Source organism: Cupriavidus gilardii (assembly GCF_017598945.1).
Taxonomy (GTDB): domain Bacteria; phylum Pseudomonadota; class Gammaproteobacteria; order Burkholderiales; family Burkholderiaceae; genus Cupriavidus; species Cupriavidus gilardii_E.
Genome location: NZ_JAGFTW010000046.1, coordinates 105,439 through 129,307, shown reverse-complemented (window position 1 = coordinate 129,307; position 23,869 = coordinate 105,439). Strand labels below are relative to the sequence as shown.

The window sequence follows — 23,869 nt, the reverse complement described above, 5'->3', positions numbered from 1 at the left end:
CCTTCCATGGACGGCTTTTCCGATCTGGCGTTTTTTGCCACCGTCAACAAGCACGGCAGCCTGGCCGCGGCCGCGCAGCAATTGGGTGTGACACCCCCCGCCGTCAGCAAGCGGCTGGCCGCGCTGGAGCGGCGTCTTGGCGTGCGCCTGCTGCAACGGACCACGCGGCGGCTCAGCCTGACGCCCGAGGGCGAGACCTATCTGGTCGAAGGCGCGCGCGTACTGGCCGAGCTCGAGGCGTTGGAGCGAACCGTGGCGGGCAGCGGTGCGACGCCGCACGGCCTGCTGCGGATCAGCGCGACGCTCGGCTTCGGCCGCCGGCATATCGCCCCGGCGCTATCGGCGTTTGCGCGGCTGCAGCCGCGCGTCGAGGTGCAGCTGCACCTGAGCGACCGTCCGGTCAATCTGGTCGAGCAAGGCTTCGATGCGTCGATCCGCTTTGGCGAGTTGCCCGATGCCCGGCTGACCGCGCGCCTGCTGGCCAACAATCGCCGCCTGCTGTGCGCGACCCCCGCGTATCTGAAGGCCGCCGGCGCACCGGCCACGCCGCAGGATCTGACGCGCCATCAATGCATCTTCATTCGCGAGAGCGACGAAACCTTCGGCACCTGGCATCTGCGCAGCGGCACGCGGCAGGAGACCGTCAAGGTGCGCGGTCCGCTGAGCACCAACGACGGCGAATCGGCGCTCGGCTGGGCGCGCGAGGGACATGGCATCCTGGTGCGTTCGGAGTGGGATGTGGCGGGGCTGTTGCGCAGCGGAGAGCTGCAACCGGTGCTGAAGGAATGGAGCCTGCCGAACGCCGATATCTATATCGTGTTCCCGACGCGCAGCCATCTGTCGGCGAAGACCCGTGCGTTGGTCGATTTCCTGCTGCAGCGCTTTGCCGCGCACCGGCGGGCCGACAGCGGCGAATCGCACAACGGGTGGTAGCGGTCTGCGCAACGACGCTTTCCATCGCGCTCAGTCGCGCTCAATCGCGATACGGACGCAGCGGCTCGGCCACGGCTTCCAGCGGCTTGCGTTCGGCATTGACCGCGTATCGCCAGGCCAGCAGACCGGCGACGATGACCAACGCGGCACCGATCGCATAACCGATCGCCACGGCGCCGCGGCTGCCACTCTCGACCAGCGCGCCGAACAGCGCCGGCGCGGCAAACCCGCCGGCACCCGTGCCGATCGCGAAAAAGATCGAAATGGCCAGTGCCCGTATTTCGAGCGGAAAGACCTCGCTGACGGTCAGATAGGCGGAGCTGGCCGCGGCCGAAGCGAGAAAGAACACCGCCGACCAGCACAGCGCCAATCCGCGTGCCTCGACCCAGCCCTGCACGAAGGCCCAGCCGGTCAGCGCCAGCCCCACGCCCGACAGGCAATAGGTCAGGCCGATCATCCGGCGCCGACCGACCTGGTCGAACAGCGGACCCAGGATCAATGGACCGAGCACGTTGCCAAGCGCGAACGGGAACAGATAGAGCGCCACGCGACCGTCCGGCACGGCGTAGAAGCGGGTCAGCACCAGCGCGTAGGTGAAGAAGATCGCGTTGTAGAAGAACGCCTGGGAGATCATCAGGGCCAGCGCCACCACCGTCCGGGCACGATAGCGATGCAGCATCACGTGGGCGACCTCGCGCCATGGCGTCGCCTCCGCCTTCGTGCGCGGCATCGCCCTGAGCACGGTGTCGTCCCGAACGGTGTGCGGCGATTGACCGTAGACCTCGGCCTCGATCCGCTCGACGATGCGCAGCGCTTCTTCCGGGCGGCCGTGCGTCAGCAGCCAGCGCGGGCTCTCCGGCACATCGCGCCGCACCAGCAGGATCGCCACGGCCAGGATCGCGCCGAGCGCGAAGCCCGCGCGCCAGCCGAGCTCCGGGCCGAGCACGCGAGGATCGAGCAAGACCAGGCTTAAACCGGCGCCGAGCGCCGCGCCAAGCCAGAAGCTGCCATTGATTGCCAGACTGACGCGGCCACGCACGCGCGCCGGCACCAATTCGTCGATCGCCGAATTGATCGCCGCGTATTCGCCGCCGATGCCAAGACCGGTGACGAAGCGGCATAGCGCGAAGACCGCGAAATTCGGCGAGAAGGCGGTCGCCAGCGTCGCGCCCATATAGACCGCCAGGGTCAGCAGAAATAGCCGCTTGCGCCCGAGGCGATCGGTCAGGCGGCCGAAGATCAGCGCACCGAGCACCGCGCCAGCGATATAGACGGAGCCCGACCAGCCGAATTGCGAGGCCGACAGCCCCAGCGTATCGGGCCGCTGCAACACCCCGCCCAGCGAGCCGACCAGCGTCACCTCCAGCCCGTCGAGCACCCATGCGACGCCTAGCGCAATGACCACGCGCCAGTGCCAGCGCGACCAAGGCAACCCATCGAGGCGCTCGGGCAAGCCCGCTGCCGGCGCGATCTTGCTCGCCTGCGCGCCCGCCGTCATCATGCCTTTCCGTCGGACTGGCCGGCCTTGCCGGATTTGCCCGACTTCGCGCCCTTGCCCTTGCCGGCGGTCCTTGCATTCGCCTTGCCGCGCGGCTTGTCGCCCTCCCTGTCGTCGAGATGGCCGGGCAGGCCGCGCGCCTTGCTGCTGCGCGCCAGCTTCACCGCATGCGCGAGCGCCAGCGCGAAACCGGGTACCGTGTCGAGCCGCCCATCGATATGGCGGCGAAAAAAATCGGCCCAGCGGAAATCGGGATACGCCTGCTTGACCTTGTCGTAGCCCCCGGCCAGCTGCGCGAACGCTTCCAGACTGCGGTACGGGTCGTCGCGCATCTCGGCCAGCGAATGCGGCAGGGCGGCGAGCCCCTGCCGCTCCCCGTATTGATCGTAGGGATGGACCAGATGCCGCGCCTCCATCTCGAGCCAGAAGCGATCCGGCGGCAGGCCGCTCCAGTTGTGCTTGATCACCGCGGGCACGGATTCGATGCCCAGTTCGTACCAGGCCCGAGCCCAGTGATGATGGTCGATGACGTAGAACGCGGGGCCAGGGCCGATCACGACATGGATGCGATGCCGCTCCATCAGTTCGATCTGCTTGCGGCCCTGATGGCGCAGGGTCACGTCCATCTTGCTTTGCACGTGATACAGGCCGACCGTCATCTGCGTGGGTCGCAATTGCCTGACCGGCAGCGTGACACGGGCGCCTTTGCGCCAGGTTTCGCCGGTGAGCGCTTCGGCCGGCGGCGCCGATATGGCACCGCCCGCCGCCGTCTTGTCGTCGGCCGGATCCAAAGATTCGCGCAACCGGGCGGGCTCGCCGATGCGTTTCATTGCCTTGCCTCCCTTGCGACCGTCTTGCCGTGGCTTCATGCGGGCCTTTGGTGGTTCGCTGATGACGGACGGATGGCAAGAAGCGTGCCGTGTCGATAACCGATTGACGTGCCGGCAAATTCACTGCAGAACGCGCGAGGAGGTGGCTCACGCTTGGGGAAGGGTCAAGCTCTGGCCTCGCCGGCCGGCGTCGCCAATTGTAAAAGCTGCAATACCAAAATGTCCCTGAGGAATCACCGGGCCTGCGCCTCCAACAGATCGACGCACAGCGACAACGCCCCGGCCTCCCTATATCGCAGGTGCCCCTCCAACGCCGGCACCATCCGGATTGCCTCGGCGATATTCGCTTCCAGAGCCGCAAACCCGGTGTTGCTCTGGTTGGTCAGCCACACGCGGTAATCGCCTCTTCCCGTCTCGCCGATCCACGCGAGCACCGCCGCCGACGGATTGCCGTAGCGGCCATCGGCCGAAATCACGTAGTGGTCCGCCGTCACCCGGCTGAAGAAGACCGGCTCGTGGTTGCGATCGCTGCCGTGATGCGCGACCTTCAGCAGATCGAAATGGACCTGCCCCTTTTCGTCGAGGTAGCCCGCGTTATGCAGCCCGGCAAGCGTATGGTCGCCCCGCGCATCGCCTGTGAGCAGCAGGCGCGCGGTACGGCCCCACGGCGCCTTGGCCTCGATCACCATCACCAAGCTCGACAGATTGAAGACGGAGCTGTCGAGATAGGCCACCGTTTCGGCCGTCGTCGGTGCCGCCTTGCGTGCCCAGTCGTCGGCCAGTCTGCGCAGATGCGCGGCATCCGGTGCGATCAGCACAACATTGAGATTCGGGTCCACATCCAGCACAACGCCCTTGCCGTCCGCCACGAGCACCGATCCGGCTCCGCCATTGACGACGAAGCGCCGCGCCCGAACGGCATCGCGAAGGCTCTGTCCCTCCGCAACGCTTGCCTCGACCGCCGCCAACGCCGCCGAGCGCACCGGCATCCGCTGCGCCCACAGCACTGCGGTCTGCATCGGCAGCGCCCCGGCCTTGGTATCCTCGAAACTGTTGAACCAGTAGCTCCAGCACGCGGCCGGCGGATCGTTCCTGTCCTCGATCATGTCGAGCACGCCGCGGATATGGTCGCTATCCAGATGCGTGACGAACGCATGCTCGATGGGCAGCGGCCACACGCCCCGCTCCCGGGCAAGTTGCGCCAGTCGCGGACGCACCGTTGCCTTGTAGACGCCAAGCGCTCCGCCGTCGATCAGGATCGACTTCGGCCGCGCGCGCGTGCCGTAGTGCAACAGCAATGCATCCCCATGGCGCGCGTTCATCGCCTCCAGGATCAGCACTTCGTTCGCGGCGAATTCTGCGCGGGAACGCATGCTGCGTCAGACCGACTGCAGCGCGCGCAGTGCGTCGACCAAGCCATGACCCTGGAAGACCCGGTCCCGCCCCAGATCGAGTGCAGAACCGCACAGGATCGTCTTGACGCGCAAGGGCTGGCCGATCAGCTCCGTATAGCGGGACAACAGCAGAGCGGCCACGCCGGACACGTGGGGCGCTGCCATGCTGGTGCCATCCTTGGACGCCAGCCCTACCCCCGGCACGGTTGATATCACCCTCTCACCCGGAGCGACCAGATCGGGCTTGTTGCGCCCATCGCCGGTCGGGCCATGGCTTGAGAAATACGAGATCCCATACTGATACGGGTCCGTCCGATGGGTAGCCCCCACGGTGATCACGGACGGGCTGTTGCCCGGATCGGTAATGCTCTGCCCGCGATACGCGCCGCCGAGGTGACGACTGGCATGGTCGCGGTCATAGCCCTCGTTGCCGGCCGCCGCAACCACCACCACGCCAGTGCCGGCCAGACGCTCACACTCGAGGCACACCGGCGTGCTGCCACACGCGTAGCTGCGCACATCGTGACGCAACGACAGACTCAGGTTGACGCCGTGGACGACCTGTCGATCCTTGCTCTGGTTGAGGAAGCGAACATATTGGAGCGCGGCCAGGATGGCAAACTCATCAGCGCCCTGTTCCAACGCCGGGCCCGTGGAATCGAAGACCCGAAGGTCCAGCAGCGTGATTTGCGGGCACACGCCGACTACATCGCCATCTGCAAGTTCGATGGGCACAGCCATTGGCGGCCGGCTCTTACTCATTCCCGTCAACGCTTCGTACCCATTGCGGCGCCAGTTCGCACCAATGATTCCGGCAACGTGGGTGCCATGATCATCGGCTGGCATACGGTACGCCGTTCGCTCATGTCGGATCTCCAGCAACGGCTCGATCATCCGCCAATCGAGCATCTGCCCGTCGCTCAACGTCTGCGCAATGCGCGCGACGCGCTGACGCAAGTCCTGAGGCGTGAGGACTCCGGCCAGGCTTGCGGCGAGCGCATCGGTCACGCGACCGCTGGTGACCGCCGCGAAGCGAGTGAAGTCCAGCGTGCGCGCCACGCGAGAGACTGCGGCATCGATATGCTGTGCGTCGTCGACATGCCGTCGTTCCAGCAAGTCGAGACAGGCAAAGGCGGGGTGAGTTGCATCGATGCCCGAATCGACCACGGCCCAGCAAATGCCCTGACCGCTCACGTCGAAGAGACGAATCGCGGCATCCGCCTTCACCGTCTTGCGAGAGGCCATCACCGCATGGGTCGCCGGCCTGTTCAGCGCCACCCGCCAAAGCGGGATGCGAAGGGCCGGCGCAGCGCGCGAATCGGGTGCCATCGACCGTATCAAGCAATCGGACGCCACCGCCAGCACACGCTCACAGCGACGCGCCATCCACTGCTCTACTTCGCCGGGAGCGGATGCGACCGGTTCGACCTGATCCAGCAAGGACAGCGCGACATACAACCCGCACACATTGATAAGCCGCTTGACGGCATCGCGCGATGGCGCATCCAACTTTGCAAAGACCGGCTGCTCCACTGCGTCCAGCCCGATTTTGGTGAATTGGCGCGAGGTCGCCTCATCGACGAGTGCCTTGCCAATCGCGGACGTCAGCCAGGCCGCGAAACTTGGCGCGCGCAGCACCTTGATCACGCGAGCCGCCACATCAGCTCCCTTCCTTCTTTCGCCCTGACGCAAGGGTTGAGCGATCTGCCGGGCCCACCACTCCGTCAACGGCAACAGCTGGAGCAGGGATTCGAGCCGCGCATGCACCAACACATAGCACTCGTTCGACGCCACAAACTGCCCGTGTGAGTCCGAAGGGCTCAAGCCCGGCAATTGCTCCAGCACGGCTCGGCGAAGGTCGGCGACCGTCACAGCAATATGCGGGGTCAGGAGCAAGGCGCGGGGTTGCGAGAAGCCCCCTTCGCAATAGGCAAGCCAGACCTCGGCGTTAATCGGTACCTCGCTGGTGTAGCGGTCGGGTGCCGGCGCACAAGCCGCGTAGATCAACTGATAGGCAATCTGCTGCGCGTAAGCGTTCATCGGCGACAAGGGACGGGGCGATAGGCCCCGATGGATTTGGGGGCCCCCATTGCACCGCCGCACATTAGCAGTGCGCTGTAGACTTCTTCCCGTCAGTATCGAAGTCCGGCCAATATGACGTCACATCGCATCACCAATCTCGACGCCCTCCTTACCCAAGTGAGAAGCTGCCGCGCCTGCGAACCCGATCTGCCGCTCGGCGCCCGCCCGGTGCTGCAGGCGTCGCCGCAATCGCGCATCCTGATCGTCGGGCAGGCGCCCGGAACAAAGGTCCACGAGACCGGCATTCCCTGGAACGACGCCAGCGGCAAGCGTCTGCGCGAATGGCTGGGCGTCGATGCCGAGACGTTCTACGACCCGACGCGATTCGCCATCGTGCCGATGGGCCTGTGCTATCCGGGCCGCGCCGCGAGCGGGGACAAGCCGCCGCGGCCGGAGTGTGCGCCGATGTGGATGGACCAGATTCTGGCGCGACTGAAGCACATCGAATTGACGCTACTGGTCGGCCTCTATGCGCAACGCTATTTTTTGGGCACCGGCAACAAGCCGTCGCTGACCGATACCGTGATGGCATGGCGCGAATATGCGCCGCGATACGTTCCGCTGCCGCATCCCTCGCCCCGCAATGTCGCGTGGTTCAAGCGAAACCCCTGGTTCGGCGAGGACGTGGTGCCGATGTTGAGGGCGAGAGTCGCGACGGTGTTGAAGATGGCGTGAGGCGCGAAGCGGCGGAAGGCCTGCGTTCGATCGGCAAGGCGTCGGTCACGGAGGACGTCTGCAACACTGGCTTCCCGGTCGAGCAATTTTCACCAATGCCCGAGGCAACCGCACTGGCTCATTGCCGGCTCCCGAAGCCGCTTTCGCCGCACCACGCCGGCCTTCCCGCCACACCCCGCCACTGGCACAACTGATGCTCCCCGCCTAAAGCGCGTTCCGCCGCGGCGCCGCGGCGGCCGTGACGCGATTGTCCGAAGGAGGCACAAATGAACGACGGAATGCACGAGGACCTGCGGGAAAGCATGCAACGCGAAACGCGCGGGGGCATGCCGAGCCTGATGCAATGCGTGGTCGCGGCCGCGGTCGGCGCGGCCATCATGTACCTGTTCGATCCCCAGTCGGGCCGCCGCCGCCGCGCGCTGCTGCGCGACAAGGCCGAGGCGAGCCGCCATGACATGCAGGATCTGGCCGAGAAACAGGCGAAACGGATCACGGACCGCATGCAGGGCATCGCCGCCAAGGTCCGCAACGCGACCGGCCTGGCCAGGCGCACGGCCGACGACGACACCATCGCCGAGCGGGTCCGCGCCGAACTGGGCCGCCTGGTCGGCCACCCTGGCGCTGTCGACGTGGCCGTGGTCGGTGGGCGGGTATGGTTGAGCGGACACATCCTGGCGTCCGAGCACGAGGCACTGCTTGCCGCCGTGCGGGGCGTTACCGGCGTGCAGGACGTCGACGACCGCCTGACCGTGCACGAAGAAGCGGGCAACGTGCCGGAGCTGCAGAGCTAGCTTGCGATACCGCAGAAGTTCCTGTCGTTCCCTGCGCAGGCGGGAGCGACAGGCTGCCGCTACCTCCGCTGGCTCGGCGCCCGCAGGCCGTCCATCACGAGTTCTGAATGCCGCGCCGCTTGATGAACTCGCCCCAGACCTTGGCGTCGGTGACGGCGCGCTGCTTGATCGCCTCGGCCGAGCCCGCCAGCGGCTCCAGATAGAGCGAGGCCAGCTTGCTCTTGATCTGCGGGTCGGACAGGAACGCCTGCACCGAGGCATTCAGGCGAGCCACGACCTTGGCGTCCATATTGGCTGGCCCCAGCAAGGCAAACCAGCCCGGCATCACGGGCACGTCCAGCCCCGCCTCCTTCACGGTCGGCACATTGGGCAATTCCTTGGCGCGCTTCTGGCCGACGATCGCCACCGGCACCACATTGCCGCCGGTGATCTGCGGCAGCGCGGAACCGACCACGCTCACCATGGCATCGACTTCGCCGGCGATCACGCCGGTCAGCGCCGGGCCGGAGCCCTTGTAAGCGGCGTGCGTCAGCTTGATGCCCGCCTTGTCGGCCAGCATCTCCATCGCCAGATGCGTGGAATTGCCGACCCCGGCGCTGCTGAAGGTCAGGCCGCCCGGCCTGGCTTTTGCCTTGTCGATGAACTGCGCGATCGACGTGATGCCGCTGGCCTTGCTGGTCACCAGCACGAACGGCGTATCGACCACCGGCGCAATAAAGGTGAAGTCCTTCTGCGGATCGTACGGGAGCGACTTGTACAGATGCTGATTGAAGCTGACCTGCGACACACCGGTCAGCAGCAACGTGTAGCCGTCGGCCGGCTGCTTGGCCACGAACGAGGTGCCGATGATGCCGTTGGCGCCGGCGCGATTGTCGACCACCACAGACTGGCCCAGATCCTGGCTCAATTTTTCGCCGAGCATCCGCGCCACCACGTCGCCGCCCGAGCCGGCGGACTGCGGCACGACCAGGCGAATCGGTCGGTTGGGATAGGCGTCCTGCGCAATCGCGGCGCCGGACAGCGTCATCAGGGCCGCCATCGCGGCGCCCATCAAGGAACGGTACATCTGCAGTTCTCCCCAATCATGCGAATTGAAATGGTGTCGATGGCTGGATGGCACCGTTGCGCCGCTGCCTTGGATAAGCGCCACGCGCCACCATCGATCCGGCTCGTAGAGCGATGGTAAGAATTCACGCGGGTGGCAACCAATACGGAATCTTGATGCCGCCATAGGTCGTGCCTATGGCCGCATACCGGACGCCCCGTTCAGGGGCACCGCGGATCGACACGGTGCAGGCCGTGCGTTTTTGAATCGGCATGGGCCCTGCTTTGGCGCATCGCGGGCGGCGACCGCCCGCTTTGGCGTGCGTCAGCGCGGCATGCCATAGGCCCGCCCTATGTCCGCATCGGCATTTCGTCTTTCCGCGGCGCGGGGGCGGCTGCTTACCATTGCCGCAAGCCAACCGACCCAACGCAAGATTCATGTCCGATATCGACCACCGCGGCAATGCCTGGACAACACCGGCCAGCGCCTATCTCGAAACGCGTCCCTCGCACTTTGCCGTTCCGGACGCCCCGCTGTCGTGTTATGTGACGATGCGCGACGGGTGCAAACTCGCCGTCGATGTGTTCGTGCCGCAGCCGCTGGAGGCCGAACACTCGACGCTCGGCGACGACGCGCCGGCCCGCTATCCGACCATCGTCATCTTCACGCCCTATTTCCGCCGCTTCCGGCTGCGCGAGCCGGGCGCGGAGCCGAGCCCGAATACCGCCAAATACCGCGACGCCTTCGTGCCGAAGGGCTATGCCGTGGTGGTGGTGGACGTACGCGGCACCGGCGCGAGCTTCGGCACACGCGATGCGCTGCGCTCGCCCACCGAGCGCGACGATTACTTCGAAATCGCCGAATGGATCGTGGCGCAGCCCTGGTCCAATGGCCGCATCGGTTCGACCGGCATCTCGTATCTCGGCGCGGCCGCCTGCTTCCTGGCCAGCACGGGCCATCCCGCCGTCAAGGCTATCGCCCCGCTGTTCGCTGTCTCCGACATCTACAGCGAACAGCTGTACCCCGGCGGGTTGCTGTCGAAGGTCTGGGTGCAGGCCTATGACGAACTGATGGTCGCGCTCGATCAGGACGACCGCGCGCTGCTGGCCCGCTATCCCTACTTCAACGATCCGCGCTTCGATGGGCCCGAGCGTGTCGACGCCGATCAGGACGGCAGCCTGGTGCAGGAGGCCATCGAGCAGCATCGCAGCAACTTCGCGCTGGCGGACCTGGCGCCGGAGTTTGCCTTCCGCGATGGCGCCACGCAGCACGATCCCGCGCTGGATTCGGGCAGCTGCAGCCCCTATCGCTATCTCGACGGCATTGCACAGGACGTCGCGGTGTATTCGGTCTCGGGCTGGTACGACGGCGGCGGCTACGCGAATGGCGCGATCACGCGCTTCCTGTCGTTGCCGAGGCACGACAGCCGGCTGCTGCTGGGACCCTGGGACCACGGCGCGCGCACCAATATCTCGCCGTGGCGCAGCCACGCCGCGTCGGACTTCCCGCTGCTGGCCGAGGTATTGCGGTTTTTCGATCATCATCTGATGCAGTTGCCTACCGGCCTCGAGCAGGAAGCGCGGGTCCACTACTACAGCGTGCACGACGAGCAATGGCATGCCGCCACGACGTGGCCGCCGGTGCACGACACGCAGCGGCTGTATCTGGCCGATGCGGCCGGTCTGTCGACGACCTGCCCGCCGGCAGAATCGGACCGCGAAACGCAGGTCAGCTTCAACTGGTCCACCGGCCGTCAAACGCGGTATGAGCGGCTGGGCGCGGCCAATATCGAGGACTACTACCCGGACTGGAGCGAGCGGCAGCAGGACCTGCTCGCCTTCGATGGCGAGGTGCTGACGGCGCCGCTGTCGATCGCCGGCCATGTCGTGCTGAACATCGGCCTGGCCAGCTCGCAGCCCGATGCCGCGCTGCATGTCTTCCTGTCCGAGGTCGAGGCTTCCGGGCAGGTGCGCTATATCACCGAAGGCATGCTGCGTGCGCTGCATCGCAAGACCGCGCCGTGCCCGCCGGAATACCGCACGACGTGGCCCTACCGCACGTTCGCGGCAGCCGATGCCGTGCGTCTGGTGCCGGGGCAAACCGAGCGCATGCACTTCGCGATGCTGCCCGTCGCCTGGACGCTGGCCGCCGGAAGCCGGCTGCGCCTGTCGATCGCCGGCGCGGACCGCGGCCACTTTCCGCAGGTGCCGCACGGCCGCCCGCCGCGGCTGTCGATCCGGCTCGGCGGCGAACTGGCTTCGTATCTCGATCTGCCGGTTCGCGGCTAGTCTGGCGGCCGGAGCGGGCTGCGAGGGCGGGGTCGGGTCGGGATGCTACATTGCCGGCTTGCCCCGCGACCGCTCGGCGTAGGGCTCTCTCATGCCACCGCCTCGCCGAATATGGACCTGAAGCAGCTGCGCTATTTCGCGCGCATCGTCGAACTGGAGAGCATCACCGCCGCGGCCGATGCGCTCCACATCGCTCAGCCCTCGCTGAGCCAGCACGTCGCTAACCTGGAAGCCGAGCTCGATGCCCGATTGCTGGTGCGCGGCCCCTCGGGCACGAGGCCAACCGAGACCGGCCATATCCTCTACCGCCACGCCAAGATGGTGCTGCGGCAGATGGAAGAGGCCAAGGCCGCGGTACAACACGGCCGCGACGTGCCGTGCGGCCATGTCACCGTGGGCCTGCCGACCAGCACCTCGCGCGTACTTGCACTGCCGCTGCTGCGGCATGTGACCGAACACTTCCCCGACATCACGCTGGAAATCGTAGAAGGCTCCAGCGCCGATCTGGCCGAATCGCTGGCGCTGCAGAAGCTCGATCTCGCCGTGGCGATGGACGTGCAGCAACGCCCGAACATGCAGTCGACCCCGCTGCTCGACGAGCAGCTGATGCTGGTCGGACGGCCGATTCCCGGGCATCCGCACGCCATCACGCTGGCGCAGGCCGCGGCGCTGCCGCTGCTGTTGTCGAGCTTTCCCAATTCGGTGCGCGTGCTGTGGGATCGCGCGCTGGTCAGCGCGGGATTGCAATGCCGCCTGGTCGCGGAGACCAGCGCGGTATCGGTGCTGCTGTCGGCAGTGCGTGAGGGATTGGGCTGGACCATCCTGCCTTGGTCCGCGCTGGCCGGCGACCAGGACGACCAGCTCGCGGCGATGTCGATTGCCGACGCGACGCTGGAGCGCCGCGTCAGCCTGTGCCTGTCGTCGTCGGCGAGCCTGAGCCTGGCGTGCCGCAGCGTCGAGGCCGCGCTGCAGACCATCGTGGCCGAGATGGTCGCGAGCGGGCAGTGGAAGAGTGTCAGGCTGATCCAGCCGGCGTAGCCGAGGACTAGCCGGCGGTTTGGATCACGACCTTGCCGCACACGTGTTGCGTCATGCCTTTCTTCATCGCTTCGGCAGTGAAGTAGTCGCTTTCCTCAGATGCTCCTGGCAGCGACACCGACGATCGGTGCGTCGAGCGCCAGTGCCGCGCGCACGGGGTCGAAATACTCGCGCAGATGCGCAATCGCGCCATCGCGAGCCGTGAGAAACACCACGTATTCCTGTTCGTAAGTCCGGCCGGTAGCGTCGATGTGTCCTTCGGCACGGACACGGGCCACAGCGTGCTGCGCGCTTGCGGCTGACAGGATCTCGACATCGAGGAAGCGGAACTGAGAAACGGCGCCTGCGAACCAGTCGGCATGACGGATGACCGCCTCTCGGCCTTCCAGCTTCGCGGGGTGACCCAGACTCGGCGCGTACGGAAGTTCCCAGACGATGTCTTCGGCAAGCAGCTCGCGCCATTGCGCCGGATTGCCGACCAGGGTCTCGATATGTTGCTGCAGTAGTTCTGTGGCGTTCTTCATGATGTGCTCCGGATCGTGGGTTGGCTTGTCGTTCAATTGGCGGCGACCGCGATGCTGCCCTTCCCGCGTTGGGCGTCGATGCTGTATGCCCCTGCCCCGAATGCCACGACTTGCACAAGGCCGCCGGCCATCGCGAGGTTTTTCAGGAAATGGAACATCTGGTTTTGATCGGCCAGTGCATGGTGGAAAAGCACGGCCGTGGCTATCGCATAAAGCGCCAGCAATGCTGCCACCGCCCTGGGTGCGAAAACCGACGATCAACAACGCGCCGGCCAACAACTCGAGGGCGAGCGCACCGGCATAACCCAACGCGGGCGCCGGCAGGCCCAGCGATCCGATATACGCAATGGTCGCCGCCGGGGCCATCAACTTCCCGAATCCGCTGATCAGGAAAATGGTGGCCATCGCGATGCGGCCGATAAGGGGAAGGAAGGACTGCGAGGCAAATTGGTTCGAGTTCATGATCAATGGATTCCTGTGTCTTTTAACTGTGTCTTTTAGCTGTGTCTTGAATCAGCATCGCGGGGATCGCGATGACCTGACCCGAAGATTAGGGACTTGACACCCATTCAGGAAGACTATATTTCTCGATGCAATCCATCTACGGATTAGATATATGCTCGACGGTGTCTCCCTGGACCAATTGCGCACCTTTATCGCGGCCGCCGACGAAGGAAGCTTCTCCGCTGCGGGTCGCAAGCTGCGACGCGCACAGTCGGTGGTCAGCCACACGCTGGCGAATCTGGAAGGGCAGATCAATGTGCAGCTGTTCGATCGGTCCGGCCGCTATCCGCGCCTGACCGAACAGGGCGCCGCACTGCTGGCGCAGGCACGCGTCGTCGTCAGCGGCATGGACGGATTCAAGTCCAAGGCAAGGGCCATGGCCGACGGTCTCGAACCCGAGCTATCAGTGGTGGTGGACGTGATGTATCCAATGGAGTCGCTGACCGCGGCGGTAGGCGAATTCCGCGAAGTCTTTCCCCATACGCCGCTACGCCTGTATGTCGAAGCGTTGGGCGCGGTAATGCGGCCGGTGATCGAGCGCGTTTGCCGGCTCGGCATCAGCGGTTCGATGCCGGCGGTACCGGAAACGCTTGAGGGAGAAAAGCTGCTCGATGTGCCGATGGTCACGGTCGTGTCGCCCGACCACCCATTGGCTTCGCGAAAACGCCTGATTCGTACGAGCGAACTGGCCGACCATGTGCAGCTGGTACTCACCGATCGCACGACGCTGACCGATGGCGCGACATTCGGCGTGTTTTCGCCGCTGACGTGGCGCCTGGCCGACCTGGGCGCCAAACACGCCTTTCTGCGCGCCGGCTTCGGCTGGGGGCATATGCCCGCGGCAATGGTGCAGGACGATCTGGCGCAGGGGCGCCTGATTGCGCTACGGTTGCAGAGCTTTCAACCCCGTACGCCGCCGATCGCCATGTTCGCGGTCTATCGGAAGGACACGCCGCCCGGACCGGCGGCGAGATGGTTTCTGGACCGGCTCAAGGACGGCACAACGCGTGGGTGACACAGCGCGGCGACTGATCACGCCTGTGCGGACAACGTCGGACGTTCCAAATAGCTGGCGACCTGGCGCCTGAGCACGGGCAGCTTGCCGGTAAAGAAATGATCGGCGCCGGGCACCACGACCACCGGCAACTGCTGTGGGCGGGCCCAATCGAAAATGGCGGAAAGCGCCACCCGCTCGTCATTCTCCCCATGGATCACCAGCGCATTGGGTTGCACCGACGGCGTGTCATAGGTGCGGTGGTTCGCGACGGGGCCGGACGGCATGCCGGTCAGAATCAGATGATCGAGGTTGGTGCCGCGCTCGGCGAGCTGCACCGATGCCAGCGCGGCAACGAAGGCGCCGAACGAGAATCCCGCCAGCGCCAGCGGCAGATCCGGATATTGCTCGCGAAGGTAGTCGACCACCGCCAGCATGTCGCTCGTTTCGCCGACACCGCCATCGTGCTCGCCCTGCGTCGCGCCCACGCCGCGGAAGTTGGGTCTCACCGCCAGAAATCCGTGAGCGTTCAGTTCCCGGGCCAACTGGTGCGGCACCTTGTGGTCCGCCGTGCCGCCTTGCATGGGATGAGGGTGGCCGACGACGGCAATGCCCTGTACGGCATCCTTCGGGGCGTCGATCAGCAATTCGATATCGCCTGCCTCGCCACGAATCAGCGTGCGGGTCGTCATTCCTGGAGTGATGGTCATTGCCATGATATGTCTTCGATCCGTTCTTTCGGCGCGGCGTGCGTCCGCTCCGCAATGAGCGAATGGTAAGGCAATTGAGAAATGCAGGGCTTACCGGCGTTCGGCCCCGGACTTGAAGCTGCATCAGGATGATGGTGTTCGCAGGCGCTGTGCTCTAGTGCTCGCCAGCTCTGGTTGCCGCTGCGTGGCGCAATACGTAGTCGGCAGTCTGCTCCACCGTCATGGCCGAGGTGTCGAGCCACAAGCCGATGCGCGGCGTGTGCTGCAAGCCCGCAGCCAATGAGGCTGGCGTCCAGTCACCGGCATAGGCGGTCTTACGCCGTTCGGCATCGCGCCTTGCCACCACGTTCAACTCAGGGTTGAGCACGAGTACGCCGCGCGACCAGCGCGACAGTCGGGTGTACACCTCGTTCAGGTACTCGCCCAATATCACGTCCTGATAAATGACCGTGAAGCCCGCATCCGCATAGGCTTCGCAGGCGTCGCATGCTAGGCGGTAACGCAGCGTGAGCTGTTGCAGCGCCTCTTGTGACAGTTCGGGCGTGATTTCGGCTCGGCCATTCACGATCATCTTGCGAAACGTGTCGCCGCGCAGGTGAACGGACTTTGGCAGGCGTTCCGCGATGGCCTGCGCGACCGAGGATTTGCCGGCGGCCATCAGGCCGGTGATGATCAGGATTGGGGGCACGCCAGCAATGGAATGGGGTTTCATCGAAATTTGTTCAAAGACGACTCAAGGCATTGGGCAGTCCGGTGAATCGGCTACAGGTACGCGCTCCAGCTCCACGTAGCCATCTCGATCAACAACCCGATTCAGCGAAAGCTCGCAGCGCCCCCCCACCACCGTCCAGTCGACCTCGTAGTCTTCCATGTTGCGAGGCGTAAATGACAAGGTACGAACACAGGCAGAACCGTACCGCTTAGCCCCACCCTTTGCATGATGGAAGCCATTAATTCCCATCCTTAAGCTTGTCGGCTTCCCTGGGGGAAGCACATACTCGCGAAAGTACGCTGTCGAGAAGGGGCCGCTCATCTTTTCTATGTGATGACTGCTGGGCGTTTCAGCGATGCCTAGGGAGGTATTCGTCGGCATACCAAGCGTTGATGCCAACGCCTCGCCAAGGCCTCCCGATACTCTTTGCCCTCCGCCATTTCTTATACAAGCACTACCGATGTGCAGCTCGGCGAATACGCCGTTCTGCCCAAAAATGCGGATTCGACTTTGCCCCTCTGGCTGAAGCGTCGACCGATATACCAGGCGCTGTTCGACTTCCGCAGGCGGTGGTTCCAGCGGTGCGCCGGATAGCAGCCGTTCGAGCACTTCTTTTTTACAATTGGCCGTCGGAGTTTGAAAGCCGCAGATGCGCCCATTTCCGATGGTACACCCCGTCATTAGGAAAGCGCATGCAAGCATTGCTTGACGCAACGTCGCGCCTGTCATTGGTCGATAACGTTTACGTTTGACTAGCCTCAAGAACAGCATCACCGATTCTCCTCAGGCGTCAACACCGTGTCCGCTTATCCATCACGCCGCCTCACCCCTCCGCAAACAACTCAAAAATCAAATCCCGCAACCACTGATTTCCTGGATCACGGTGATACCGCCCATGCCAGAACAGATTGATCTGGATATCCGGAAGATCGACCGGATGGCGGATGAATTTGAGTCCGAAATACGCCGCGCTTCGCTCGGCGAACTTTTCGGTGACGGTCGCAACCAGGTCCGTGGTGGCGACGATATCGGCGAGCGCGACGAAATGCGGCACGCGCAGGCGGATGTTACGACGTACGCCAAGCTTGGCCAGGATTTCGTCGACCCGGGCGTGGCCCGTTCCAGCCGCGGTCACCACCACATGGTCGGCGCGCTCGAAGTCCTGTCTTCGCACGGTGCGCTTGTCCAGCGCATGGCCCGCTCGGAACATGCAGACATAGCGCTGGCGGAATAGCCGGCGCTGATAGAACCCCGACGGCAGCTCGGGCAGATGGCCCAACGCGAGATCGACCTGCCCCACGCTCATTGCCTCGGCGAGATCGATCGCGGTATTGCGTACGGTTGCAATCGAGACGCCCGGCGCCCTCTCGCGCAGCGCGCTCATCAGCTTCGGAATGAAATGCACTTCGCCGATATCGGTCATCGCCAGCTGGAACCGGCGATCGCTGCGCAGCGGGTCGAAGGCGACCTTGCGGTTCAGGGCTGACTGCAGCGCGTCCAGTGCATAGGCAACTGGTTCGGCGAGGTCCTCGGCCACCGGTGTCGGCAGCATTCCCTTGGCGCTGCGCACGAACAGCTGGTCGTCGAAGATCCGCCGCAAGCGTGCCAGCGCATTGCTGACGGCCGGTTGCGTCAGGCCCAATTCGCGAGCGGTTCCCGACACAGTACGCAGCCGCAGCAGGTGCTCGAACACCACGAGCAGATTCAGATCGACGTCCTGCAATCGCATGTCTCCTCCCTGTCCCTTATCACCTTCGTGAATGGGTCATATAAACGGGATTCTATTGGTTTATCGGTGTCGATGTCCGATGATGGGCGCGAACAGAACGACAACAACGAAGACAACAACGAACGGGAGACGATATGGAAGTGCGCGTCCTTCCCCACGGGCAGCGCCTGGACGTGCCGCAGGGCCAAAATCTTCTGAGGGCGTTGCAGCAGCATGGCGTACCGATCTCGTACAGCTGCATGGCGGGCCGCTGCGGCACCTGCCGCTGCCGTCTGGTCGCGGGCGATGTGCGGGAAGGCGGCGATGACAACTCCCGCAATCGCCTCGACGTCGACCAGCAAAGCGGCCGCCCTCTGCTGGCCTGCCAATCGGTGGTGATGGGCCCCTGCACCATCGAGATCCCCGAGCCGGACGAGGTAGTCGTCCATCCCGCTCGCATTCTGAAGGGCACGGTCACGGCATTGGCGGACCTGACGCACGACATCAAGCTCGTCCGACTCGCGCCCGCCAAGCCGCTGTCGTTCTCTCCCGGCCAATACGCGATGCTCCAATTCACGCCCGACCATATCCGTCCCTATTCGATGGCAGGGCTCGCCGACGATAGCGAGCTCGAATTCCATGTACGCCTGGTCCCCGGCGGCCGTGTCACCGGCTACATCCGCGAACAGCTGAAGATTGGCGACACCGTTCGTATCAGCGGACCGCTCGGGACCTCGTATCTGCGCACGCGCAACGACGATCCGATTATTTGCATCGCCGGCGGTACGGGCCTGGCGCCGGTGCTCGCCATCGTGCGCGGCGCGATCGCAGCCGGGATGGCAAACCCGATCCACCTGTACTTCGGCATTCGCTCCCCGCGCGATGCCTACGGGCTCGACTGGCTGAACGAACTGACGCAGCGGTATCCGCGTCTGCGCATCGACGTCGTATCGACTTTGCCGGGTCACGACCGCGATCTGCGCACCGGGCTGGTCACGGAGGCGGTCGCGCAGGACCACGGCGAACTGACGGGCTGGCGCGCGTATCTGTGCGGCGCACCGCCAATGGTCGAAGCCGCGACCGCGTTGCTGCGCGATCGCGGCGTGCGGGACGACCATATCTATGCAGACGCCTTCTACGCTTCGAACGCCTGATGGACTAATTGGCAGGCCGGCGACGGCCAACGATTTAACGATAAGCAGGAGACAGCATGGACACTCACACCGCAGGCAGCGACGCGATATGGCCAGACGACGGCATCAGCCGCATCCCATTTCGCGTCTATACCGACCAGCAGCTCTATCAGCGCGAACTGGAACGCTGCTTCTATCGGGGCCATTGGAACTATGTCGCGCTGGAAGCGGAGATTCCCAACGCCGGCGATTTCAAGCGCACCGCGATTGGCGAGCGTTCCGTCATCGTAATACGCGACGCAGACGGCGACATCAATGTGGTCGAAAACGTCTGCGCGCATCGCGGCATGAAGTTCTGCCGCGAACGCAGCGGCAACCGCAAGGACTTCCACTGTCCCTATCACCAGTGGAACTACGACCTGAAGGGCAATCTGCAGGGCGTGCCGTTTCGCCGCGGCGTCAAGCAGGACGGCAAGGTCAACGGCGGCATGCCCGCGGATTTCCGGCCGGAGGAACACGGGCTGACCAGGCTGAAGGTGGCGACACGCGGCGGCGTCGTATTCGCGTCGTTCGATCACGACGTCGAATCGTTGGAGAGCTATCTCGGCCCGGACATCCTCGGCTACTTCGACCGTCTATTCAACGGGCGCAAGCTCAAACTGCTCGGCTACAACAAGCAGCGCATCCCGGGCAACTGGAAGCTGATGCAGGAAAACATCAAGGACCCGTATCACCCCGGCCTGCTGCATACGTGGTTCGTGACCTTCGGCCTCTGGCGCGCGGACAACAAGGCGCGGCTCGTGATGGACCCGCAATTCCGCCATGCGGCGATGGTGTCGACGCGCGGGCAGGGCGGCAAGAGCGAGGTCACCTCCGGTGTGGCGAGCTTCAAGGACCAGATGGCCTTGCAGGACGACCGGCTGCTGGACATCGTGCACGAGCCCTGGTGGGGCGAACCCACGGCGGTGATGATGACGATCTTTCCGAGCGTGATCTTTCAGCAGCAGGTCAATTCGGTATCCACGCGGCATATCCAGCCGCGTGGCCCCGATGCGTTCGACTTCGTCTGGACGCACTTCGGTTTCGAGGACGACGACGAGACCATGACACACCGGCGATTACGCCAGGCCAACCTGTTCGGCCCCGCCGGCTTTGTCTCGGCCGACGACGGCGAGGCCATCGAATGCTCGCAGGAAGGCTTCACGCAGAAGCCCTGGCACCGCGTGCTCGCCGAGCTCGGCGGGCGCACCGCAGAGAACACCGACCACATGGTGACCGAGACGCTGATTCGCGGCATGTACGCCTACTGGCGCAAAGTGATGGAGGTCTGAAGATGGAATTCGCCGACTACCACGCCCTGCTGACCTTGTACGCCGACTACGCCAGCGTCGTCGACAACGGCGACTGGGACCGCTGGCCCGAGTTCTTCACCGACGACTGCATCTACAAGGTCCAGCCGCGAGAAAACCATGAGCGCGGTCTGCCGCTGGCGACGCTGTCGTTCGAGAGCAAGGCCATGCTGCGGGACCGCATCTATGGCATTCGCGAGACGCTGTTTCACGACCCCTATTACCAGCGCCACATCGTCGGCGCGCCGTTGGTGCGCAGCGATGACGGCGAACGCATCGTGTCGGAGGCCAACTACGCGGTATTGCGCACCAAGCCCGATCAGCTGACCGATGTATTGAACGCGGGCCGCTATCTCGACACCGTGGTGCGCACGCCAGACGGCCTGCGTTTCGCCTCGCGACTATGCATATTCGACAGCGAGATGATTCCCAACTCGCTGATCTATCCGATCTGAATCTGGAGCGAGCCATGACCGAAACCTGGACCGAAGCGGCACCGCTTGCCAGCGTGCCGCAGGACGACGTGATCGCCGTCGAAGTCGCCGGGCGCGAGATTGCGCTGTACTGCGTCGATGGTGAAATCTATGCCACCGACAACCTCTGCACGCATGGACACGCGCGGCTGTGCGACGGGTTCCTCGACGGACACGAGATCGAATGCCCGTTGCATCAGGGCAAGTTCGACGTGCGGACCGGCGCGGCGGTGTGCGCGCCGGTGACCGAGGGCGTTCGCAGCTATCCGGTGCGGATCGAGGGAGGGAAGGTCTTCGTCGACCTTGGCGCCGACCTTGCCGCCTGGAGCGAGGCATCGGGCTAGCGGCGGCTCCGCGTAAACCCTGATAAATTCGGCTCTTGTTCTCTGTGAAATATCACACTAGTATCACTCCAACTTCAGAGACAACGAGAACCGGACCGTGGCGACATCCATCCGACTGGTAGGGACCGACGACGACAGCGGCAAGCAGACCGCCTCCCAAACGGGGGCGGCCATGCGCGAGCTGGCCTATACGGAAATCAAGCGCCGCATCATTTCGTGCGAATTCCGGCCCGGCGAGCCACTGAACGAGGCACAGGTTGCGACCATGCTGGGGCTGGGCCGCACCCCGGTCCATCAGGCGCTGCATCGGCTGGAGGTCGAAGGGCTGGTGTCGATCATGCCGCGCAAGGGCGTGCTGGTGACGCCGCTGTCGCTGAACGAAGTGCTGGACATGATCGAGGTTCGCGCCACCAACGAGGTGCTGTGCGCCACGCTGGCCTGCGAACGGGGCCACGACAGCGATTTCAAGGCCATGCGCGACATCGTCGACCGCTCGCCCCCGCTGATCGCCGGACGCGACATCCCCGCGCTGGCGTCGTTGGACCTCAAATTCCACACGGCGATGTCCGCCGCCTCGCGCAATCGGGTATTGGCCGAGCTGTTGCGGGGCCTGCACGAGAAGCAGGCGCGCTTCTGGTTCCTGTCGCTGTCCGACCCGCAGCATCTCGAGAACGTCTACCAGGAGCACCTGGAGATCGTCGATGCGCTGGAGCGCAGGGATGTGCCGGCGGTGCGGGAAGCGGTCCGCACGCATATCGACGAATTCCGGAAGAACATCATCCGGACGCTGTAACCCCCTCTTTTCTCCCAATCAAGGTAGTACGCAATGCCGACACTGCATTTCCAAGTCGCCGGCGGGGGCGAACTCGCCCTCGACATTCAACGTCTGATCATTGCCGGCTGGACCGGCCGCGATCTCGAGGCCGTCCAGCACCATATCGAAGAGCTGCAGGCCATCGGCGTGAAGCCGCCCGCCAGCGTGCCGACCTTCTATCCGCTGGCGGCGTCGCTGCTGACCACCGCAGACGTCATCGAGGTACCGCGCGACGACTCCTCCGGCGAAATCGAAGTGGTGCTGCTGCAGGCGGACGATGGCCTGTACGTCGGCGTCGGGTCGGACCACACCGACCGCAAGGTCGAGGCGTATGACGTGACGGTGTCCAAGCAGATGTGCGACAAGCCGGTCGGCACGCAGGTCTGGCGCTTCGACGAAGTGGCCGACCACTGGGACAGCCTCGAGATGCGCTGCTGGCGCGTGCGCGACGGCGAACGCGCGCTGTATCAGGAGGGCAAGGTCACTCGCCTGCTCGATCCGCGCGATTTGATCCAGCGTCTGACCGGCGAGTCGTCGCTGCCGTCCGGCACCGCGATGTTCTGCGGCACCCAGGCGGTGATCGGCGAGCTGGGGCATGGCGAGGCCTTCGAGGTCGAACTGCACGACCCGGTGCGCAACCGCACGCTGCGCCATGCGTATCGCGTGCAAACCCTCGCGGTGGCCGAATGAGCGAGTCGACCATTGCCGCGCTGGCGGCCCGGCTGGCCGCCGGACAGATCACCAGTGTCGCGCTGACCGAGCAGGCGCTGGCACGCATCGACAGCCATCGCGGCGCGGGCGGTGCGGCCTTTGTCGAGGTGGACGAAGCCGGCGCGCTGGCCGCGGCGCGGGCCGCAGACCAGGCGCGCGCCGCCGGTCTGGTGGCCTCGCCTCTCGCCGGCTTGCCGGTGTCGATCAAGGACCTGTTCGACGTGCGGGGCCAGGTGACCCGCGCCGGCTCGCGCGTGCTCGACTGCAATGCGCCGGCGACGACGGATTCGCCGGCCGTGGCGCGCCTGCGGGCCGCCGGTGCGGTGCTGATCGGTCGCACCAATATGAGCGAGTTCGCGTTTTCGGGACTCGGCCTGAACCCGCACTACGGCACGCCGCGCTCGCCCTTCGATGCCGAGCGGATCGTCGGGGGCTCCACCTCGGGCGGCGCGGTCAGCGTGGCCGAGGGCATGGCGGTGGCCGCACTGGGCACCGATACCGGGGGGTCGATCCGCATTCCGTCGGCCTTCTGTGGCCTGACCGGCTTCAAGCCGACCGCGCGCCGCGTGCCGCTCGATGGCGCCGTCCCGCTGTCGACGTCGCTGGATTCCGCCGGCCCGCTGGCCCGGTCGGTTGCCTGCTGCGCCGCCATGGATGCCGTGCTCAGCGGCGAGACGCTCGACGCGCGTCCGACTTCGCTGTCGGGGCTGCGCCTGTACGTGACGCGCGATTTCGTTGGCGATGGTCTCGATGCCGAGGTCGCCCAGGCATTCGACGACATGCTGTCGCGGCTGTCGGCGCAAGGCGCGCGCATCGTGCCCTTCGACTTCCCGGAGCTGCGGCGCTTGCCGGACATCAACGCGGGGGGCGGCCTGACCGCGGCCGAGGCGTGGGCCTTGCATCGCGACTGGCTGACGCGCGATGGCGAGCGCTACGACCAGCGGGTGGCGCAGCGGATCCGGCGCGGCGCGCAGCAGAGCGCGGCGGACTACATCACGCTGCTGGCCGAGCGCCGCACGATGCAACAGCACGCCGTCGAGCGGCTGCGCGATGCCGATGCGTGGCTGATGCCCACCGTTGCGATGCGACCGCCGCGGCTCGATGCGCTCGAGCGCGACGACGACTTCTTCGCGACCAACGCGCTGGTGCTGCGTAATCCGAGCGTGATCAATTTCCTGGACGGCTGCGCGGTGTCACTGCCGCTCGCGCAGGGGATCGGCCTGAGCGTTTGCGGCCTGCACGGCAAGGACGCGCGCGTGCTGCAGGTCGCCGGCTCGATCGAGCCGCTGCTGCGCTGACGCCGGCCTGCCGACGCTTAC

The 23,869-nt window shown here is 65.2% G+C and carries 23 protein-coding genes; 13 read left to right on the top strand and 10 right to left on the bottom strand.

Going from position 1 to position 23,869, the window contains the following annotated elements; translation table 11 throughout:
* Positions 1-6: 6 nt before the first annotated feature.
* Positions 7-933, top strand: a complete 927-nt coding sequence (locus tag J5T34_RS17685; protein WP_208581274.1) for a LysR family transcriptional regulator — start codon at positions 7-9, stop codon at positions 931-933.
* Positions 934-973: 40 nt separating this feature from the next.
* Here the strand turns inward: J5T34_RS17685 and J5T34_RS17680 are convergent, their stop codons facing one another.
* The 4 genes from J5T34_RS17680 to J5T34_RS17665 all read right to left on the bottom strand — a co-directional run bounded on the left by J5T34_RS17680 (position 974) and on the right by J5T34_RS17665 (position 6,695).
* Positions 974-2,434, bottom strand: a complete 1,461-nt coding sequence (locus tag J5T34_RS17680) for an MFS transporter (RefSeq protein ID WP_432207680.1) — start codon at positions 2,432-2,434, stop codon at positions 974-976.
* Complete coding sequence (locus J5T34_RS17675) at positions 2,431-3,261, bottom strand: ParB-like protein (RefSeq protein ID WP_208581272.1); 831 nt, start codon at positions 3,259-3,261, stop codon at positions 2,431-2,433. The genes J5T34_RS17680 and J5T34_RS17675 overlap by 4 nt, the downstream gene beginning before the upstream one ends.
* A gap of 233 nt (positions 3,262-3,494) precedes the next feature.
* Positions 3,495-4,634 (bottom strand): MBL fold metallo-hydrolase, encoded by a 1,140-nt coding sequence (locus J5T34_RS17670; protein ID WP_208581270.1) that lies wholly within the window; start codon positions 4,632-4,634, stop codon positions 3,495-3,497.
* Between the two features lie 6 nt (positions 4,635-4,640).
* On the bottom strand, positions 4,641-6,695 hold the full coding sequence (locus tag J5T34_RS17665) for a S8 family peptidase (RefSeq protein ID WP_208581268.1): 2,055 nt from the start codon (positions 6,693-6,695) through the stop codon (positions 4,641-4,643).
* A 114-nt stretch (positions 6,696-6,809) separates the two neighbouring features.
* Here J5T34_RS17665 and J5T34_RS17660 point away from each other — a divergent pair, with 114 nt between their 5' ends.
* Together J5T34_RS17660 and J5T34_RS17655 are read left to right on the top strand one after the other, a co-directional pair.
* Positions 6,810-7,412 carry a uracil-DNA glycosylase family protein gene (locus tag J5T34_RS17660; protein WP_208581266.1) on the top strand — a complete coding sequence of 201 codons (603 nt, stop codon included), beginning with the start codon at positions 6,810-6,812 and terminating at the stop codon, positions 7,410-7,412.
* A 266-nt stretch (positions 7,413-7,678) separates the two neighbouring features.
* Positions 7,679-8,203 carry a YtxH domain-containing protein gene (locus J5T34_RS17655; protein WP_208581264.1) on the top strand — a complete coding sequence of 175 codons (525 nt, stop codon included), beginning with the start codon at positions 7,679-7,681 and terminating at the stop codon, positions 8,201-8,203.
* A 94-nt stretch (positions 8,204-8,297) separates the two neighbouring features.
* Here J5T34_RS17655 and J5T34_RS17650 read toward each other — a convergent pair whose 3' ends face one another.
* Positions 8,298-9,269, bottom strand: coding sequence for a Bug family tripartite tricarboxylate transporter substrate binding protein (locus J5T34_RS17650; protein ID WP_208581262.1), 972 nt, complete (start codon positions 9,267-9,269; stop codon positions 8,298-8,300).
* 416 nt (positions 9,270-9,685) lie between these two features.
* On the opposite strand from J5T34_RS17650, the gene J5T34_RS17645 reads away from it, so the two are divergent.
* Together J5T34_RS17645 and J5T34_RS17640 are read left to right on the top strand one after the other, a co-directional pair.
* Positions 9,686-11,536, top strand: coding sequence for a CocE/NonD family hydrolase (locus tag J5T34_RS17645; RefSeq protein WP_208581260.1), 1,851 nt, complete (start codon positions 9,686-9,688; stop codon positions 11,534-11,536).
* 111 nt (positions 11,537-11,647) lie between these two features.
* On the top strand, positions 11,648-12,574 hold the full coding sequence (locus tag J5T34_RS17640) for a LysR substrate-binding domain-containing protein (protein WP_208581257.1): 927 nt from the start codon (positions 11,648-11,650) through the stop codon (positions 12,572-12,574).
* A 95-nt stretch (positions 12,575-12,669) separates the two neighbouring features.
* On the opposite strand, the gene J5T34_RS24130 is transcribed toward J5T34_RS17640, so the two are convergent.
* Positions 12,670-13,560, bottom strand: coding sequence for a nuclear transport factor 2 family protein (locus J5T34_RS24130; protein ID WP_347880666.1), 891 nt, complete (start codon positions 13,558-13,560; stop codon positions 12,670-12,672).
* A gap of 154 nt (positions 13,561-13,714) precedes the next feature.
* Between J5T34_RS24130 and J5T34_RS17625 the strand changes: the two genes are divergently transcribed.
* The gene (locus J5T34_RS17625; RefSeq protein ID WP_208581254.1) at positions 13,715-14,617 is read left to right on the top strand and encodes a LysR family transcriptional regulator; all 903 of its coding nucleotides are present in this window, start codon (positions 13,715-13,717) and stop codon (positions 14,615-14,617) included.
* A gap of 17 nt (positions 14,618-14,634) precedes the next feature.
* Here J5T34_RS17625 and J5T34_RS17620 read toward each other — a convergent pair whose 3' ends face one another.
* From J5T34_RS17620 to J5T34_RS17605, 4 genes are all read right to left on the bottom strand, one after another.
* Positions 14,635-15,306: an alpha/beta hydrolase gene (locus tag J5T34_RS17620; RefSeq protein WP_208581483.1), complete on the bottom strand. Its 672-nt coding sequence runs from the start codon at positions 15,304-15,306 to the stop codon at positions 14,635-14,637.
* Between the two features lie 154 nt (positions 15,307-15,460).
* On the bottom strand, positions 15,461-16,018 hold the full coding sequence (locus J5T34_RS17615) for a phosphotransferase-like protein (protein ID WP_208581251.1): 558 nt from the start codon (positions 16,016-16,018) through the stop codon (positions 15,461-15,463).
* A 21-nt stretch (positions 16,019-16,039) separates the two neighbouring features.
* Positions 16,040-16,792 carry a hypothetical protein gene (locus tag J5T34_RS17610; protein ID WP_208581249.1) on the bottom strand — a complete coding sequence of 251 codons (753 nt, stop codon included), beginning with the start codon at positions 16,790-16,792 and terminating at the stop codon, positions 16,040-16,042.
* Positions 16,793-16,841: 49 nt separating this feature from the next.
* A complete protein-coding gene (locus J5T34_RS17605; protein ID WP_208581247.1) occupies positions 16,842-17,747 on the bottom strand; it encodes a LysR family transcriptional regulator in 906 nt (301 codons plus the stop codon).
* Between the two features lie 134 nt (positions 17,748-17,881).
* Between J5T34_RS17605 and J5T34_RS17600 the strand changes: the two genes are divergently transcribed.
* The 7 genes from J5T34_RS17600 (at position 17,882) to J5T34_RS17570 (ending at position 23,848) form a co-directional block, all read left to right on the top strand.
* Positions 17,882-18,880, top strand: a complete 999-nt coding sequence (locus J5T34_RS17600; RefSeq protein ID WP_208581245.1) for a 2Fe-2S iron-sulfur cluster-binding protein — start codon at positions 17,882-17,884, stop codon at positions 18,878-18,880.
* Positions 18,881-18,936: 56 nt separating this feature from the next.
* Positions 18,937-20,190: an aromatic ring-hydroxylating dioxygenase subunit alpha gene (locus J5T34_RS17595; protein ID WP_208581242.1), complete on the top strand. Its 1,254-nt coding sequence runs from the start codon at positions 18,937-18,939 to the stop codon at positions 20,188-20,190.
* Between the two features lie 2 nt (positions 20,191-20,192).
* A complete protein-coding gene (locus J5T34_RS17590) occupies positions 20,193-20,663 on the top strand; it encodes an aromatic-ring-hydroxylating dioxygenase subunit beta (RefSeq protein ID WP_208581241.1) in 471 nt (156 codons plus the stop codon).
* Between the two features lie 14 nt (positions 20,664-20,677).
* A complete protein-coding gene (locus tag J5T34_RS17585; RefSeq protein ID WP_208581239.1) occupies positions 20,678-21,025 on the top strand; it encodes a non-heme iron oxygenase ferredoxin subunit in 348 nt (115 codons plus the stop codon).
* Positions 21,026-21,134: 109 nt separating this feature from the next.
* Positions 21,135-21,818 carry a GntR family transcriptional regulator gene (locus J5T34_RS17580; RefSeq protein ID WP_432207682.1) on the top strand — a complete coding sequence of 228 codons (684 nt, stop codon included), beginning with the start codon at positions 21,135-21,137 and terminating at the stop codon, positions 21,816-21,818.
* A 33-nt stretch (positions 21,819-21,851) separates the two neighbouring features.
* A complete protein-coding gene (locus tag J5T34_RS17575; RefSeq protein WP_208581237.1) occupies positions 21,852-22,529 on the top strand; it encodes a DUF2848 domain-containing protein in 678 nt (225 codons plus the stop codon).
* Positions 22,526-23,848 (top strand): amidase, encoded by a 1,323-nt coding sequence (locus J5T34_RS17570; protein ID WP_208581235.1) that lies wholly within the window; start codon positions 22,526-22,528, stop codon positions 23,846-23,848. Before J5T34_RS17575 ends, J5T34_RS17570 begins: the two co-directional genes overlap by 4 nt.
* Positions 23,849-23,869: the final 21 nt, after the last annotated feature.